This window comes from Actinobaculum suis, assembly GCF_900618115.1.
In the GTDB taxonomy this organism is placed as follows: Bacteria; Actinomycetota; Actinomycetes; order Actinomycetales; family Actinomycetaceae; genus Actinobaculum; species Actinobaculum suis.
Window position 1 is genome coordinate 1,431,841 of record NZ_UYIO01000001.1, and the last position, 17,137, is coordinate 1,448,977.

Genomic DNA, 17,137 nt, shown 5'->3' on the forward strand with positions numbered 1-17,137 from the left:
TCCCGTTACGGAAAGCGGTATTCCACCAGGAAGGAAAAACGAAAATGGTCAACCTCAAGGGGCGTTCATTCCTCAAGGAACTTGATTTCACGAGCGCAGAGTGGCGGCATTTACTAGACCTGGCTGCTCAGCTCAAAGCACATAAGAAGGCGGGCACTGAGGTGCCGCATTTGGCGGGTAAAAACATTGCCTTGCTCTTTGAGAAGACCTCCACGCGCACGCGTTGCGCTTTTGAAGTGGCGGCCTACGATCAAGGCGCGAATGTGACTTATTTAGATCCAACCGGTTCACAGTTGGGCCACAAAGAATCAGTGGCCGATACCGCGCGGGTACTGGGGCGTTTTTATGACGGGATTGAGTTCCGCGGGCACCGGCAAGCCGATGTGGAAGAACTGGCGCGGCTCGCGGGAGTGCCAGTGTGGAACGGGCTTACCAACGAGTGGCATCCCACCCAAACTTTGGCCGATCAACTCACGATGTTTGAACACGCGGGCAGGGCTGATTATGCCGATATAACTATCGCGTATGTGGGCGATGCTCGGAACAATGTGGCCCATTCTTTGCTTGTGGGTGCGGCCTTATTGGGCATGAAAATGCGGGTAGTAGCCCCCTCCTCACTTCAGCCAGAACCACAAGTATTGGCACAAGCGCAGGCGCTTGCCACCCAAACCGGCGCACAACTGATAGTAAGCGACGATCCGCGCAACGGCGTCGTTGGTTGTGATTTTGTTTACACTGACGTGTGGGTATCCATGGGTGAACCGGAGGAAGTGTGGGAGGAACGGATCTCGCTTTTGCAGCCCTACCAGGTAAATCGGGAAATGTTGGCAGCTACTGGAAAGCCCGCAAAATTCCTGCACTGCCTACCGGCCTTCCACGATAGGAATACTGCTATTGGCGAGGAGATTTACCAAAAGTACGGTCTGGAATCCATGGAAGTAACCAATGACGTCTTCGAATCTGCGGATTCGATCGTGTTCGATCAGGCCGAAAACCGGATGCACACGATCAAGGCAGTTATGGTCGCCACCATAGGAAATCCGCTTATTTAAGACGCCGTAGCTGGCAGGAAACAGCCGAGCAGCCGGCGGGAAAAAGCCGGGCAGGCGGCAGAAGGGCAGGCGGCGCGAAAAAGCCGGCAGCCGGATGGAAGGCAGCCGGCGGGAAACCGGCAAGAAACGGGTGGGATATTAGCGGTAGATGGGCGGGGATTGGGCGCCCACAACGAATTGAAAGCAAAGTACGCAGAAAGCTGGTGGGCCGAGTGGGTACCGAAACCGGCACTCCGCGTACCTTACTTTCTACTATTTTTCTTTAGGTATCTTCAACCTTGGAAAAACCTTGAAACACAAGGTTTTAGGTCGTTTTGCCTTGCAGATACCACTTCGGTATAAATATTATTACTATCGTGCCGGGGGTACCGGCGTGAGGTAAAGTATACCTCCACTAAATTTAAGGAGAACAGGGTGCGGGGAGTCGCGGCGTCGGATAATTCGACTGCTTTGACCAAGGGTGAAAGACGGCGCCAAGAGATAATTGAGGCTACGGCAAAGATTATTCTGGAGGAAGGCCCCGAGGCTGTAACACACCGAAAAGTTGCCAGCCGCGCCCGTTGCTCACTTTCAGCCACCACCCATTATTTCAAGAACATTGATGAACTTCTTTCCGAAGGCGGCCGGTACAATATTTTCGCTTGGGCACGCGCTGCCGAGGAGGCCGTGAAGTTTGTTGAGAAAACTGATCCGCCCCAAGCACTAACCGCAAAAATCGAGTTGATTTTGCGGGCCTGTTTGCCGCACTCTGGCGTTTTACCGAATCATTATCGGCAACTTTTAGCAGCTTTTGAGTACCCGAAGGTAGCCGAAGCATATGCTCAGTGCCGTGGTGATCTAGAAACAGCGGTGGCTTCTTTGCTGGACTTTCTGAAAATTGAGGCGCCAGTGCCAGTGATTATGGCTTTAGTGGATGGCGGTGCGGTAGCCGCAATTTCGGGTGGACGGGATGTGCGGGCCACCGCCGCCGAAATATTAGAACAGTATTTGGGCTAGCGGGCCGCGAGATAAATCAGAGCACACCCTGGGATAAAACCATCGCTACGCCCCACCTCGGCTTCAGCGCCGGCCCCAGTTCAGCGCCGGCACCGGCGCTCACCTCTAGCTTAAAGCTCACCCCTAGCTCAAACAGTTACGGTACGCAGGCTTTCAGCTGCCTGCCGGAACTCGGCGTAGTTTTTGCGTTCTTGTAGGAGCGGTGCACAGAAGGACTTCCGGGTTTGTTCTTCTACCCTTTGCATAATCCGTTCCCGTACGCGCCGGGCCAGTGCTTCTGCATTGTCATGGCGGAGCACACGGGCGAGGACCGAAACCACGAGGCCGAGCAGACCTCCCCCAACTACCAGCACGAAGGGCCAGGGTAGCGAGCCAAGGCTCGGGGCTGGGCCCAATCCAAACCCGAACAAAGCACCGAGGGCGCGAACAATCACCCACGCCAAGCCAAGTACCAATGCCAGCACGCCGATCCATTGCAAAATCGCGCCAACAGTCCAGCGGAACGGCCGCCTATCCGCCTCGGTATCCGTAGTAGTCACAATCCGTGCCCCGAGATCAGCAAGGTCAGCTCCCGAAGCAGCCACGCGCTCACGCACAGAATTGCGCCACCGCAAAGGCAAAGGCTCACTCACTGCTTCCGCGTAGCGTCGCAATTCTAATTCTGCTCGTCCCGCTTCTACCGGACTGAGTGCTAAGCTCACTACCCCGCCCGCCAGATTTGGCACAGCGGATTCGGGCGCCGCAACTTTTCGCGATCCGTCTTCCGGAACGCCAGTCTTCGAGGCTCCGGTTTCCAAAATCGCAGTCTCCGCGTTCCCGGGTTCCGGAGCGGTATTCTCCAGGTTCTCCGTGCTCCCAGTTTCCGCATTTCCAGCCGGAGTGTTCCCCGTTTCTGGTGCGTGATCTTCCCATCCCTGAGCAACCGGTTCTACAGTATGTTCGGTTCTCGTAGACGGCGCCAATGCGGGTGTGGTTTCTGCGCCCCCAGTACTAATTGTTTCGGCCCCGGTTCCAGTTTCTACGGCTTCTGCGCTAGTTCCGGTATTCCCGGTACTAGCTACTGCCGGCCCGGTGCTGCCTTCCGCTGTAGTGCTGGTGGCTATGGATGGCGCGCTCCCGCCAGCAAACCTTGCCGTTCCCGAACGCAAACCGATAGCTTCTAAGGGATCAACGCGGTGCCGCAAGCGGAAGCGAGTTAGCGGCCAGCCGGTGGCTAGCGCCGAACGTTGCGTGTACGACTTTGCGGCCGCGCGGGTTACTTCTTCCGCACCGGCCGCCCGGGCCACCGCTGCTGCGAGCGGCCGGCTATCCGGTTCGACTTCCGCCACTTCGGTGCCGCCCGCTTCCTCAATATCTGCGCTGATAGCCCCACCCACGGTCCGTATATCGCCCGCGATGCGTTCTGCCGAAGCCCGTTTACTTGCCGCAGCTTCCCGTAAGAAGCCACGCAGTTGCCCAATACCGTGCCCCTGCACTGCCGAGGTCACTAGGATCGGTGCGGCCAGCCCGTCCGCGGCTAACAGTTCACGCAAATGCTGCACAATTTCGGCGCGTTCTACTTCCGGTACCGAATCAGCATGGTTAAGTACCACGGCGCTGGCCCGGCCAAGTTCGGCCAGGGGCCGCAAATAGTCTTCGTGGATCACCGCATCCGCATATTTTTGTGGGTCCACTACCCAAATGATCACATCAGCCCGGGCAATAATCCGGTTCGCGATCTCCCGATGTTCCAGATGTGAAGAATCCAAATCGGGCAAATCAACCAGCACCAAGTCCGAAAGTGGCGCCGTCGAAAGTTGCATCACTATCTTCCGGTTTGACACGCCAAGCCAGTCTCCGATTTCTGGGGCGTGATCTCCGGAAACCACCACAGGTTCGTGAGTTGCCGGCCGGATTGGCGAAACCTTCACCACTTCTTGCCCTACGAGAGCGTTAATAAGCGAAGATTTCCCGGACCCGGTAGCACCCGCAAAAGCAATAATCGTGCGCGAAGTACCGATGGTTCCCCGCTCCTGTGCTTTCGCCAAGACGGCTTCGCCCTGCTGACGCACCTCTGCAGATAAATACCGACCCCCGAGTTCCAGGGCTCGGTCCAAATATGAAAGTCCATTCGGGAGGCTTAGAGCCACGCTGTCTCCCCTCCGCGTGCTGCCTTGCCAGCTTGCGTAAAAGCAGCTTGCGCGGCCGCACGCTTTTCTGTACTGATCCCCAACCGCTTTATCTCATCTTCATAAGGCTGGGTATCTTCATTGAAATATTTTTCTGCCCGGATCAGGAAATCTTTCCGCGCGGTAGTGGTCATGCGGCGTACGGCGTCGTCGCCGAAAATCGCCTCCAACACTTTTTGTGCCACCACCGCGGTACCACCCGCGATCGCTATTTCCCCACCGGAGATTCCCGCGGTTTGCGCGAAAACCACCACCATAAGCGCTATCCCCACGGCATTTACCCCCAGGGCGGCGATACGTGCCGTGGCCCGCTTATCTTGCCCCTCAGCGCGCAGCAAATCGAGCACGGCGCGTTGCCAGTCGCGTACCAGCCGGCCCGCGGTTTCTTCCCGTACCGGCCGGGTGCGTAAATTCTTTTCCGCGGCCATGGCCAGGCCTGCTCCGCTGGCATTGCTTTCGAAACTGCTCCGGATCTGCGAAACCATATTTTCCGCCGTGGCCACTAGCACGGCCTGCAGGGAATCTTCGATCGCTTCCCGGGTTTTTGTTTCGCGGCGCGCCGTGTCTACCCCGCGAATCCAGGTGCTCAACCGGTCGCGTACCGAAGCCACTCCGGTCTCAATTTTCCGCATTACATCCCCGGTGCCGACGACGTCTTGCCAACGCCGCAGCACTTCCCCGCGCAAAATCTGGTTATCGGCCAAACTTGCTGCAATGGTTGTACCGGCCGCGTTACGGGCTTCGGAGATGATTTCTTGCAGGCGGGTTATTTCCGCAAGTTGTGCCTCATATGCGGGCAGGATCGTACTGGCACGGTCGATAATGGTAGCCACCGTGCCCTCGAGGGTTTGCCGGGCTACCGAGGTGCGGGCCCGGCCATCTTCGGTCAAACCTTCCAGCCAGCCGCGCAGGGGCGCAATATCGGCATTCGGTAGTAGATCTACCGGCCCGGAAGCTTCTCCGATTACGAACAGTGGAGCCCTACCTAGCCCGTGAGCTTCAAGTTCGCGGAAAAAATCAGGACGTACTTGCCCGGACGTACCAGGTGGCACGCGATTGAGCACTACGGCGAGCACGATCTTCCGGCGCTGCGCGTCATCAAGCATGGCCCAGGGGATCGCATCCGCATAACGGGCGGCCGTGGTCACAAAAATCCACAAATCTGCAGCCGCCAAAAGCTGGCCGGCTAACCGCCGGTTTTCCACCACTACGGAATCAATATCTGGCGAATCGAGCAAAGCCAATCCGGAAGGAACGGCATCCGATTCCACCACATGTAGCTCTACCGGGCCCGGTGTCTCGGCGTCTACCGGAACGAGTGCGGCGTCCCCCATACCCGGTGCCGTTTCTTGCGACGCCGCGACAGTTTGCACGCGCGGCAGGGAAGGCAAGATCCGTTGATCGGTAAACCAGTGGCCTTCGCCCGGAGCGTGAATGAGTACTGGTTGGCGAGTGGTGGGCCGTAAAGCTGAAGAGCGGCTCACTTCCCGGCCAAGTAGCGAGTTGACGATAGTGGATTTACCCGAACCGGTAGAACCACCAACCACTGCCAATAAGGGTGCGTCCACTGCCCGCAAGCGTGGCAATACGTAATCCTCAAGCTGCCCGCGGGTTTCCGTAACCGCATCCCTACCGGCTTCATGTTCGGGCACAGACAGCGGGAAAGACAGTGCGACTAAGGAATCCCGAAGTTCTTCCAAGGCCACGATGAGCGGATCTTCGGCTCTGCTCTTACTGCTTCCACTGCCACTGCGACTACTCACTTGTTTTCACCTCCAGTATTTGCCTCTGCCTCCTCCTGCGGCTCCAAAATCTGCACTGATAGGTCTTCAATTGGCGGCATCCAGCTGCTCGGATCGGCGTCGTACTGTTCTCCGCTGCGGATATCGCGCACCTGCTCCCCTTCTGCGGTAGTGAACCACACATAGGGAATGCCGCGCCGATCGGCATTGCGGATCTGCTTACCGAATTTCACCGAGTTATGGGAAACCTCGCACGGAATCCCGCGCCGGCGCAAAGCCATCGCGATCCCTTCGGCGTGCATGCGTTCTGTTTCATCGTTTACCGCCACGTATACGGCCACCGGTGTGGCACGGGAAGCTACCAGTTTGCCGGTAGGAATAAACCGCGAAAGCAAACGTGAAACCCCGATCGAAAGGCCCACACCCGGATACTTCTTCTTGCCGCTACTAGCCAGTTGGTCGTAGCGCCCACCCGAACAAATAGAGCCGAGATCTTCGTGACCTACCAGAGTTGATTCGTACACCGAACCCGTGTAGTAGTCCAGGCCGCGAGCAATCGACAAATCCGCTTGCAAAGAACCAGGGAGCAACTCGTTGGCACCCTCGATCAACACGGTTAGCTCTTCCAAACCGGCATCCAGCAAATCCCCGGTAACGCCAAGTTTACGTACCACATCTGCAAAGGAAGCATCCGGCGTGCGGATCTGCGCCAGTTGCAGGGCCAGGCGGGCTTGGGCCGGTGTGGCCCCCACCTGTTCGCCCAGCAATTCGGTAACAGCATCCGGGCCGATCTTGCCCAGTTTGTCAATAATCCGCAAAGTTTCTTCCGTATCCGCAATCCCAATCGCTTCGTAGAATCCCTGGGCCAGTTTGCGGTTGGAAGCACGAATAATCACCTGTGGCAAAGGCAACTGAGCAAATGCATCCACCATGGTGAGCGGCACTTCAATTTCGTGGTGGAAAGAAAGCTCGCCATCGCCAATCACATCTACGTCTGCCTGGTAGAACTCCCGGAACCGACCATCTTGGGGCCGCTCGCCGCGCCACACCTTCTGGATTTGATAGCGCCGGAAGGGGAAAGTGAGCTTGCCCGCATTTTCCAAAACGTAGCGGGCCAGCGGAACCGTGAGGTCAAAATGCAATCCCAATTCTGCCGGTTCTTGCCGCGCATGATCTTGGAGCCGGGAAAGCACGTAGACCTCTTTCGAGGTCTCACCTTTGCGCAGTAGCTGGCTCATAGGTTCTACCGCGCGGGTTTCGATCTCTGAAAAACCGTGCAGTTCAAAAGTAGAACTGAGAGTATCGAGCACGCGGCGCTCAATGAGCCGCTCCTGCGGTAGCCATTCCGGAAATCCTGACAGCGGAGCAATCTTCATGCGTAGATTCTTTCACGTTTTGCGAGCCCGGGTGGCGATCACCACTCGGGCACAAATTGAAGTAATGTTGAATTTTATTTATATTCGTTTCGGTTTTATGGGCAACTCTACTGCAAGGAGGCCTACTGCAAGTAGGCGCGCAGGAAGGGCGAGTGTTTCAATTCTCGGCCGATAGTTGAAGGACCGCCGTGCCCCGGGAAGAAGGGGTGGCTGTGGTCAAGTTCGTCCACGATTTTCCGAAGCGTGGAGCGCATAACGGCGTCGTTCCCGCCAAGCGTATCGGTACGCCCAATACCGTCCCGGAATAGCACATCGCCCGTGATGATGTAATTATCGCCAAAACCCCAGTCCGGCAGCGCGGGAGTGTACTCATCGCGCGCGAACCGCCCCGAGAACAAGAAGAGCGTGGAACCTTCGGTATGCCCGGGCGCGGCAAAAGCACTCAGCTGCACACCTTTAACGATTTCAATCCCTTCCCGAGTGAAAATCTCCTCGGGCAGTGGCAAGACCCTGCCCGGTGCAACCCAATCATGGCCACCAATCCGGCGCACCAGATCCCCAGCGATCGTGGTGCCCAGCGGATCTTCCATCCGGTAGGCATCGTGCCGGTTAATATAGAAGGGCACTTCATCGCCGGCGATAATGCCAGCATCAAAAACATGATCGGAATGCCCGTGTGTGGCTACCACCGCCGCTAAACGCAAGCCGCGTGACTCCAGTACCTCGGAAACCCAGCGCGCACTTCCCGCGCCCGGATCGATCACCAGTGCTTCCCGGGCCTCAGTATCTGCCAGGAGGTAACAGTTAGCCTCGAGGGCTGTTCCATTGAAACGCAAAAACAGCATACAAATACGCTAGCGCGTTACCAGCTTCCTAACAAATAAAAGCCTCACCGGGCGAAACGTGAATCATACCGGGCAGGAGGTATTTGAGAGGTATTTGAGAGGGAATGCCACCGCGCGAAAACGGCCCCCGCCGCTGAAACATGTATAAACGCCAACCGAAAAATGCCGAAAAACCGTGGGGGCGTGCCCACTTTCGGCTATTTTTCGTCGCATTGCGCACCCCATTGCGGTAACGTCCCATATGAAGCCAGTTTTCGACGTAAACTAGGCGGACAGTTGATACCGTACGGCGCTGTATGCGCCGCCTTCTGAGGAGCGTTTTATGAGCGAAGAGACTCCCACCCCAAAGCCCACCCCGGCACCGGCCCAGCGGCCCGCACCGCAACCCGCTAAGACCGGCCCGGTCCACGCCACTCCCACTGATTCTTTGGCAGCCGCGGAGGCAGCCAAGTGGGGTCGGGTAGACGATGCGGGAAATGTGTGGTTGCGGTCTAGTGAAGGCGAAAGGATCGTCGGCCAGTATGCTGCTTCCGGTTCCAGTGAAGATGCTCTGGCGATCTTCGTGCGGCGCTACCTTGACTTGGAAACCCAGGTTGCTGTGGTAGAAACCCGGGTTGAAAACGTACACCCGGACGAAGTACAAAAGTCCATCAAGACCTTGACGAAGGAACTTACCGAACCGGCCGCGGTAGGCGATATCGAATCCCTGCGCACCCGTTTGGAAGCTGTGCGGGAGCGGGCGGCCCAGCGTCGCACCGAAATTGCGGCGGAACGCCAAGCCGCGAAGGAAGAAGCGCTTGCCTACCGCACGCAAATCGTGGAGCGTGCCGAGGAGATTGCCGGGCAAGATCCGCAGCGAATTCATTGGCGTAACTCCCGCGAAGAGCTTTCCACACTGTTTGACCAGTGGAAGCAGGCTCAGCGCCACGGTGCTCGCCTGGACCGCGCGGTAGAACAGGGCTTGTGGAAGCGTTTCTCCCATGCGCGCACGCTTTTTGATCGCGAACGACGCCGTTATTTCGCCGAATTGGATAGCCAGCGCAAGGAAGTGGTAGCGCGCAAGGAGAAGCTGATAGCGCGGGCCGAAGAACTCAGCACCTCCACGGATTGGGGTGCTACTGCCGCCGCCTACCGAGATCTCATGGAGGAATGGAAGGCCGCCGGCCGGGCCGCGCGGCGCCAAGACGATGCCCTATGGGAACGTTTCCGGGCCGCCCGGCAGCCCTTCTATGATGCCCGCGAAGCTTTCTTCAATGAACGCAATGCGGAAGAAGTGGCCAACCGGGATGCCAAACTGGAGCTCGTAGCCGAAGCCGAAGCGCTTTTGCCGATTCGCGATATTGAGGCGGCCCGCGCCAAGCTACGCGATATTGGCGAACGTTGGGATGCAATCGGGCCCGTCCCCCGGGCTGATATCGACCGGACGGAAGGGCGTTTGCGCCGCGTAGAAGACGCCGTGCGCGGGGCCGAGGTCGAACAGTGGCGGCAAACCGACCCGGAAAAGGAACAGCGTTCGCAAGGCATGGCCGCACAGCTCGAACACCTGATTGCCGAATTGGACAAGGAAATCGCTGCTGCCCAAGCAGCTGGCGATGAAGCCAAACTCAAGGAGCTCGGCGCGGCCCGGGAAGCTCGCGTGGCCTGGCTCGAACAGGTGCAAAAAGATCTGTAAACCGCTACCGCGCGAGCTGACCGCTGCCGCGCGAACTTGGTAACGCGCAAGCGAACAGCGCGCAGGGCGCAGACTGGTTATGGCCGGCTGGTTGCTACGGGATTTTTCCCGGTAGCAACCAGCCGGTTTTTGTGTCAGAAGGGCCACCATGCAGGGTGGCAAGCGCATAAAAATGCACAACAAACGCACAATAAACTTATCCACAGCCAGGCTGACCTGCCATCAATCCACATCAAACGCAATCAAATGGCGTCACAGGTCTTTATTTGCGAGAATGGCCAGCATGAAAGATTGGAGAAATGCGGCGCCCTTGGGGCACGCGGAACGGCTCGGGGTTTCCCGCGGTTTGTTGGTGGAGTATTTACCCGGAAAAGTGACGCCGGCAGATTTGGCTAGCTGCCCTTCTTTGCGGGCTGATTTATTGGCACCGGAGGTCCGCCCGGGATACGTGATTTGTGGGTTTTCAGCGGTATGGGTGCACACGGGATGGTGGCCGCCAGAGAAAATGCGCGAACTTACCTTGGCACATCCTACGACCGCCCGCTACCCGGTGGTGATGCGCACCAGAATCCCGGATGCGGAGGTGCAATATCTTGCCAACCGGCCGGTTACTACTTTGGAGCGCACGGCTACCGATATTCTCAAACTCGGCGGCACTGCCTGGTTGGGTGAAGCGATCAGCGCTTGTTTTCATCTTTTTGCGGCCGGGTTATCCCTAGATAAATTGTTGGCCCAAGCGTCTCGCACGCCCGAGCTACGCCCATCCCGGCATCCGCAAGCTCATGCTTTCTTACAGGCACTGCCCCACTACCACAAACTCGCGGCCGGTCAGGCACATATGCCCGCAGCCAACCGAAGTTCCCGAGCCGCCCGGCGCGCCGTGGCCTAGCCCGCACTCCGTGTGCTCTACGCACTGCCCTTTCGCGAGCCCTGCCCAGTGCCTAGCACAGTGCCAGCCCGGCGCCTAGCCGCCTAGCCCGGTACTTTGCCCCGCCGCGACCTGGCCCTGTGCTCTACGGGGCGCTGCCTGGCCGCTCCCCGCGGCTATACCCGGCGTTACTGTTCGGGCACGCGGCGCTTAGAGCTCTTCTTTGCCGGGGTTATCCGGTAGGCGTCGTACACGCCTTCAATACTGCGTAGATCCGCCAAGATCCGGCGCAAATGGTGTGTATCTGCCATCTCGAAACTGAAGACGGAACGGCTCATGCGTTCTTTCGTCGTCGTCATATTACCGCCGAGCAAATTGACTCCGTTATCGAGCAATACCCGAGAAATATCGGAAAGCAGCCCCTGCCGATCTAACGCATCTACCTGAATCTGCACCACAAATACGGCTTCGGAATCGTCCGACCAGGCCACATCAATAAAACGATCCGGCTCGCGTTGGAGCTGGGCAACGTTCGGGCAGTCCGCACGATGCACAGAAAGGCCGTTCCCGCGCGTCACGAAGCCCACGATTTTATCGTTCGGTAAAGGCGTGCAACACTTGGCAAGTTTTACCATTACGTCCCCGGAATCCATGCCACGCACGCGAATTGCTGATTCGGCACCGCGGGAAGCCGGCCGGGCAATCTGGGTCGGAGTAACGCCTTCTGCCAAGGTTTCTTCCACCCCGGCTTCCCCGCCCTGCATATTGATAAGCTCACGCACCACGGTTTCTGCCGAAACCGCGCCTTCGCCCACCGCCACATATAAATCGTCCACGCTCTTGCGGCCCAGCTGGCGGGCCACATCGGAAAGCGATTCGTGGGTCATGAGCCGCTGTACCGGCTGGTTACGTTTGCGAATCGCCCGGGCTAAACGGTCCTTACCGTTTTCCAGCGACTCATCCCGGGCAGATTTGCGGAACCATACCCGAATCTTGGCCCGTGCGCGCGGAGTGGCCACAAATTCCATCCACCCCCGGGAAGGCCCAGCTTCCGGATTCTTGGAAGTAATGATCTCCACAGTATCGCCAGATTCCAGCTTGTGATCGAGCGTTACCAGCCGGTCATTGACTCGCGCCCCCACCGTGCGATGCCCTACCTCGGTGTGTACGGCATAGGCGAAATCCACCGGGGTGGCCCCGGCTGCCAGCTCCATCACTTCCCCAGCCGGAGTAAACACGTATACCTTGTTGCCGGAAATCTCATAAGAGAGCGATTCTAGGAACTCGGCCGGATCCGCAGTTTCGCGTTGCCAATCCACGAGTTGGCGCAACCAAGTAAGTTGAGTTTGCTGATCGGTAGCAACGTCCTGTGCTTCTTGCTGCTTGGCGCTCTTACCGGCGTTTTCCTTATACCGCCAGTGTGCGGCCACCCCGTATTCAGCCCGCCGGTGCATATCGTAAGTGCGGATCTGAATTTCTAGGGTGCGATCTTCCGGGCCGATCACGGTAGTGTGAATCGACTGGTACAAGTTGAATTTCGGGGTGGCAATATAATCCTTAATCCGCCCCTGCAAAGGTGTGTACAGCGTATTAGCCACGCCGAGCACCGCATAACAATCCGGGATGGTATCCACCAGTACCCGCACTCCTACCAGATCATAAATGTCGTCGAAGTCTTTACCTCGCAAAATCATTTTCTGGTAGATCGAGTAGTAGTGCTTCGGCCGGCCGGTAATCGTGCACCGAATATGCTGGTTTTTCAGCGCCTTTGAAAGCTGATCTTCAATCCGGGCAATATAGGCTTCACGTTCCGGAGTGCGTTCCTGTACCAACTTTTCGATCTCCGAATACACTTCCGGATACATGGTTTTAAAGCTGAGGTCTTCCAGCTCCCATTTGATCGAATTCATGCCCAAGCGGTGTGCCAGCGGCGCATAAATCTCTAGGGTTTCGCGTGCTTTGGCCCGGGCTTTATCGGCCGGCATGTACTTCCACGTGCGGGCATTATGCAAACGGTCCGCTAGTTTTATGAGCAACACCCGGATATCTTTGGCCATGGCGATAACCATTTTGCGCACGGTTTCAGCTTGCGCGGCCTCGCCGTATTCCACTTTGTCCAGTTTGGTAACGCCGTCTACCAGGAGTTCTACGGTGGGGCCAAATTCTGCCCGCACCTGCTCCAAGGTGTAATCGGTATCTTCGACCGTATCGTGCAGTAGCGCACCCACTAGAGAATCTTCATCCATGCCAAGTTCGGCAAGGATCGTAGCTACCGCTACCGGATGGGTGATGTAGGGTTCGCCGGAACGCCGGAATTGGCCTTCGTGGCATTTTGCGGCCACATTGTAGGCGTGGATGATCCGCGATTTGTCGATAGATTTGGTGCCCAGCGCACGCATAAGGGGTTCCAGTTCATCGGGCACCTGCGTTCCCGATCTGCCTGTTAGCCACGATAGTCGCGAAATCACCCGTGGTCCGTTCTCTGACATCTGGCCCTCCCTTCTACTCGCCTGTGCGTAATATCTTAGCGTTATCATATGGGTTAACGATGAAGGTTGCGCACTTCTTCCCGTGCGCAACCTTCATCGTTAGATTTTTAGCTTTATTTGCGATAACACCACTCGCGGTAACTTTATTCTAAAGTCCCTTTAGTCGAATGTTACTACCGAATCTACCCGGTAGCCGGAGAGCCGTTCGCGCCCGCCCAAACCGCTGAGTTCCACGAGCACACAGAGGCCTACCGGAATGCCACCTGAACCCTCTACCAGTTGGAATGCGGCGTTCGCGGTGCCACCGGTGGCAAGCACATCGTCCACCACGAGTACTCGCTGCCCGTCTTCCACGGTGAAAGGTTGTACTTCCATGCGTGCCGTACCATATTCGAGTTCGTAATCGACGCCGATCACCGGGCCGGGAAGCCGGCCGGCCTTGCGGATGGTGATCATGCCGATCCCCATCGCATAAGCCAGCGGCGCGGAAAGAATAAACCCGCGTGATTCTAGCCCTGCTACCGCATCAATTTGCCCATCATAGTGCTCGGCGATGCCGTCAATTGTGCGTTTAAAAGCAGCGCCATCGCTCATGAGCGGGGTGATATCCCGAAATAGGACGCCGGGTGCCGGAAAATCTTCCTTTACCCGGATTTTCGAGTAAACAAGATCTGAGAACTCTTGTGGAAATCCCTTGTCACTCACTTACTTCCTCCGATTCTTGCGGCGCGGCTGGGCTTTTTGGCCCCGGTGCCGGCCCGGACGGGAAGGCCCGGCAACTGACAGGGCATCCTCCGTAATATCTTCGCCGGCGGCGCGGCGCGCCTCGATCTGCTCTGCTCGTTTTTCCCGAGCCTTCGCAACCTTCTGGTTGTGCTCCTTGATCCGCGGATCCAAATTCGTGAGCTCCACCGCAAGCGGAGCCGCCAAGAAGATTGAAGAATAAGCGGAAAGGAGTAGGCCTACAAAGAGTACCAGGGCCAGATCCCGCAGGGTTCCCGCGCCCAAAAACAGCACGCCTATAAACAGAATAGACGCTACCGGCAAGAGCGAGGTTATCGAAGTGTTAATAGACCGGATCAGGGTCTGATTTACGGCCCGGTTGGTGGCTTCCCCGAAGGTGTAACGATCTTGCTTGAGCACGTTTTCGGTGTTCTCGCGCAGTTTATCGAAGACCACCACGGTGTCATACAAGGAATAGCCGAGGATCGTTAGCAAACCAATCACCGTAGACGGCGTGAATTCGAATCCGAACAGGCAGTACAGCCCCACCGTCACGATCAGATCGTGGAACAGTGCCAGCACCGCGCCCAGCGCATTGCGCCAAGACCGCATATAAATCGAAAGTCCGATGAGTACCAAGACGATGAATACCACGAAACCTTGCAAGGCCTTCATGGAAATCCCTTGGCCCCACACCGGCCCAATAAAGGTTGAGGTCACATTATTTACGGAAGTGCCATACGCTTCCGCTAGTTCGCCGCGAATCTTTTCGGTGTCTGCATTGGTAAGGGCTTGCCCTTCTTCTCCGGTAGACACCTGGATCCGCAAGGAGCTATCCCCTACTTGCGCCACGCGGGCCACTTCCCCGGTGTGCTGGGCGATAATCTCGCTCGCCTTGTTCTGTTCCACGGTTTGTGCATGCGAAACCGTGAACTGCGAACCTCCGGTGAAATCAATTCCGAGGTTCAATCCCTTGCCAAAGAGCGCCGCGAAAGAAACGATGATCGCCACGATGGCAACCCCGAACCAGATGCGTCGCTTGGAAATGACAGGCACCGCTTTGCGGCCCGAATATAGATCATTACCGAGGCTATAGACCGACATTAGGCGTTCTCCTTTCCGTCTGTCTCCGGCGAGGGTGCCGCAATCCCCTCGGCTTTCATTTGCGCGCGGCGCTCTTCCTTCCGCCTTTCGGCCAAGGTAGGTCCAGTTTCTCCTGTGTTATCCGCGCGAGCACTGGGCTCGCTGTCCGGCGTCGCACTGGAAGCTGCAGTTACCGTGGCGGATACCTTTTCCGGTGCGGGGGCCGACGCCGTACGCGAACGCAACCTGCCGCGCCCGGCATAGTTCGGGGAACGTCCGAGCAGTTCGGCGCTCAATCCCGACCAGCGGTGCCCACCACCGAAGAACTTGGTACGCACCAAAAGTTTCATGGTGGGGTAGGTAAAGATGAAGGCGACGATCAGGTCGAGGATCGTGGTTAGTCCCAAGGTGAAGGCAAAACCACGTACCGAACCGATGGCTAGGAAGTACAGGACCACGGCGGCTAGCAAGTTCACCGAATCGGAAGCGATAATCGTGCGCCGTGCTCGGGTCCAGCCGCGTTCCACAGCTTGCCGCAAGCTGTGCCCGTCCCGAATTTCATCGCGTATACGTTCAAAGTAAACGATGAAGGAATCAGCGGATATGCCGACCGAAATTATCAGACCAACCACGCCAGCCATGGATAGTCGGTAACCGATTGTCCAGGAAAGCAAACACACGATGAGGTACGAAATACCGGTGGCCAGCACTACCGAGAGGATAGCTACCGCGCCCAGGGCGTGATACTGCCAGAACAGGAAGGCTACTACCAAAATCAGGCCGATCAGGCCGGCGATCAGGCCGGCGCGCAAGGATTCCGAACCCAAAGTGGCCGAAATTTGCTGCTGGGATTGCACTTCGAAATGGAGCGGCAAAGAACCAAACTGCAGCTGGTTAGCAAGCGTGCGCGCCCCCTTGGCGTCGATGCTGCCGCCGGTGATTTGGGCTTGACCATCCCGGATTTGGGTACTAGGCACCGGGTTGGAAAGTACCTTACCGTCTAGCACGATAGCGAACTGGTTGCGCGGCGACTGCAAGCTGATCAGGCGCCCGGTGACGTCGGAGAAAGCCTTCGCGCCTTCTTCGTTGAGCCGCAAGGAAACTGCCGGTTGGCCATTCTTATCGAAACCAGCCGTGGCTTCCTGAATTTGCGTGCCTTCTACTTCAGAGGGGCCGAGCACGAATTTTTGCGGGTGGAGCTCGCCGGTAGCCGGATCTTTTTGCGCACCGCAAGCTACGAGCGGCTGGGCCGGATCATCATTCGAGTTCGGGGTTACCTCACCCGTACAATCCAAAGTCCAAAAATCGTACAGCATTTGCTCGGTGAGCCAGCTCAGGTCCGAAGCATCCTGCGGAGTGGCGGCAGGTTCCGCCGAAATCTTGCCATCACCATCGGCATCCGCCAGCTTGGTAACTGCCTCTTCCAAAGCCTTCCCAGAAAGTGGGGTGGAAGCGGGAGCGGCCCCGGCCTGGCCATCCTTGGCACCATCTGCGGCGCCATCCTTACCGTCTGCGCCCGCGGAAGCATCTGCGCTAGCCTCCGGGCTATCGGTAGTTGGAGCTGCCGTGGGAGCTTCCTTTGCTTGCGGATCTAGGGTGCCAGCCGCAGAGGATGGAGCTTGGCTTGGCTGTTTGCCACCGGCTTGCCCATCGGCTTTCTGTTCTGCGGCCTTGGTGGCCTGATCGAACTGTTCTTGGGTAAGCACACCCGGCGCCCCGGAAGCCAGCACCGGCCGCATCCGCAAGATCGCGGAGGAACGAACCAGGTTCAGGGTTTCTTCGGAAGGCTGCCCGGGCAGGCCAACCACAATATTTTGGCCACCTTGAGAGCTGATTTCAGCTTCCGCTACACCTTGCGCGTCTACTCTTTGGCGAATAATTTCAATCGCCTGGTTGACGTCTTCATCGGTAATTTCTGACCCATCAGTAGTTTGCGGGGTGAGGATCAGTTCGGTGCCGCCTTCGAGATCAAGCGCAAATTTCGGGGTCCAGCGGGATTCTTTTCCCACGAGGCTACCGACCAGGAGCGTAATGATCAAAGTGCAGGTGAGTAGTACTAACAAAATGAGACGACGCCGCGGCATGCGGGCGTCCGCGTTATGTGAAGAGGACATATATTTCTC

At 57.4% G+C, this 17,137-nt stretch carries 12 protein-coding genes; 4 read left to right on the plus strand and 8 right to left on the minus strand.

Annotated features, from left to right (window positions below; all coding sequences use genetic code 11):
- Positions 1 to 44: 44 nt before the first annotated feature.
- Positions 45 to 1,052, plus strand: a complete 1,008-nt coding sequence (argF, locus tag H8274_RS05890; protein ID WP_185934076.1) for an ornithine carbamoyltransferase — start codon at positions 45 to 47, stop codon at positions 1,050 to 1,052.
- 414 nt (positions 1,053 to 1,466) lie between these two features.
- Positions 1,467 to 2,048 carry a TetR/AcrR family transcriptional regulator gene (locus tag H8274_RS05895; protein ID WP_049619779.1) on the plus strand — a complete coding sequence of 194 codons (582 nt, stop codon included), beginning with the start codon at positions 1,467 to 1,469 and terminating at the stop codon, positions 2,046 to 2,048.
- A 128-nt stretch (positions 2,049 to 2,176) separates the two neighbouring features.
- Here the strand turns inward: H8274_RS05895 and H8274_RS05900 are convergent, their stop codons facing one another.
- From H8274_RS05900 to H8274_RS05915, 4 genes are all read right to left on the minus strand, one after another.
- Complete coding sequence (locus H8274_RS05900; protein ID WP_185934077.1) at positions 2,177 to 4,177, minus strand: dynamin family protein; 2,001 nt, start codon at positions 4,175 to 4,177, stop codon at positions 2,177 to 2,179.
- Entirely contained in the window at positions 4,168 to 5,979 is a 1,812-nt protein-coding gene (locus H8274_RS05905; RefSeq protein WP_065419423.1) for a dynamin family protein, read from the minus strand. Before H8274_RS05905 ends, H8274_RS05900 begins: the two co-directional genes overlap by 10 nt.
- On the minus strand, positions 5,976 to 7,334 hold the full coding sequence (hisS, locus tag H8274_RS05910) for a histidine--tRNA ligase (protein ID WP_049619776.1): 1,359 nt from the start codon (positions 7,332 to 7,334) through the stop codon (positions 5,976 to 5,978). Before hisS ends, H8274_RS05905 begins: the two co-directional genes overlap by 4 nt.
- Positions 7,335 to 7,456: 122 nt before the next feature.
- Positions 7,457 to 8,179, minus strand: a complete 723-nt coding sequence (locus H8274_RS05915) for an MBL fold metallo-hydrolase (protein ID WP_049619775.1) — start codon at positions 8,177 to 8,179, stop codon at positions 7,457 to 7,459.
- 322 nt (positions 8,180 to 8,501) lie between these two features.
- Between H8274_RS05915 and H8274_RS05920 the strand changes: the two genes are divergently transcribed.
- Positions 8,502 to 9,851 (plus strand): DUF349 domain-containing protein, encoded by a 1,350-nt coding sequence (locus H8274_RS05920; RefSeq protein WP_185934078.1) that lies wholly within the window; start codon positions 8,502 to 8,504, stop codon positions 9,849 to 9,851.
- Between the two features lie 283 nt (positions 9,852 to 10,134).
- Complete coding sequence (locus tag H8274_RS05925) at positions 10,135 to 10,740, plus strand: hypothetical protein (RefSeq protein ID WP_065415102.1); 606 nt, start codon at positions 10,135 to 10,137, stop codon at positions 10,738 to 10,740.
- 167 nt (positions 10,741 to 10,907) lie between these two features.
- Here H8274_RS05925 and H8274_RS05930 read toward each other — a convergent pair whose 3' ends face one another.
- The 4 genes from H8274_RS05930 to secD form a co-directional block, all read right to left on the minus strand.
- Entirely contained in the window at positions 10,908 to 13,208 is a 2,301-nt protein-coding gene (locus H8274_RS05930) for a RelA/SpoT family protein (protein ID WP_185934079.1), read from the minus strand.
- A gap of 159 nt (positions 13,209 to 13,367) precedes the next feature.
- Positions 13,368 to 13,913, minus strand: a complete 546-nt coding sequence (locus H8274_RS05935; protein WP_065415104.1) for an adenine phosphoribosyltransferase — start codon at positions 13,911 to 13,913, stop codon at positions 13,368 to 13,370.
- Entirely contained in the window at positions 13,914 to 15,035 is a 1,122-nt protein-coding gene (secF, locus tag H8274_RS05940) for a protein translocase subunit SecF (protein ID WP_049620076.1), read from the minus strand. It lies immediately after the preceding gene.
- Entirely contained in the window at positions 15,035 to 17,128 is a 2,094-nt protein-coding gene (secD, locus tag H8274_RS05945; protein ID WP_185934080.1) for a protein translocase subunit SecD, read from the minus strand. Before secD ends, secF begins: the two co-directional genes overlap by 1 nt.
- Between the last annotated feature and the right edge of the window lie 9 nt (positions 17,129 to 17,137).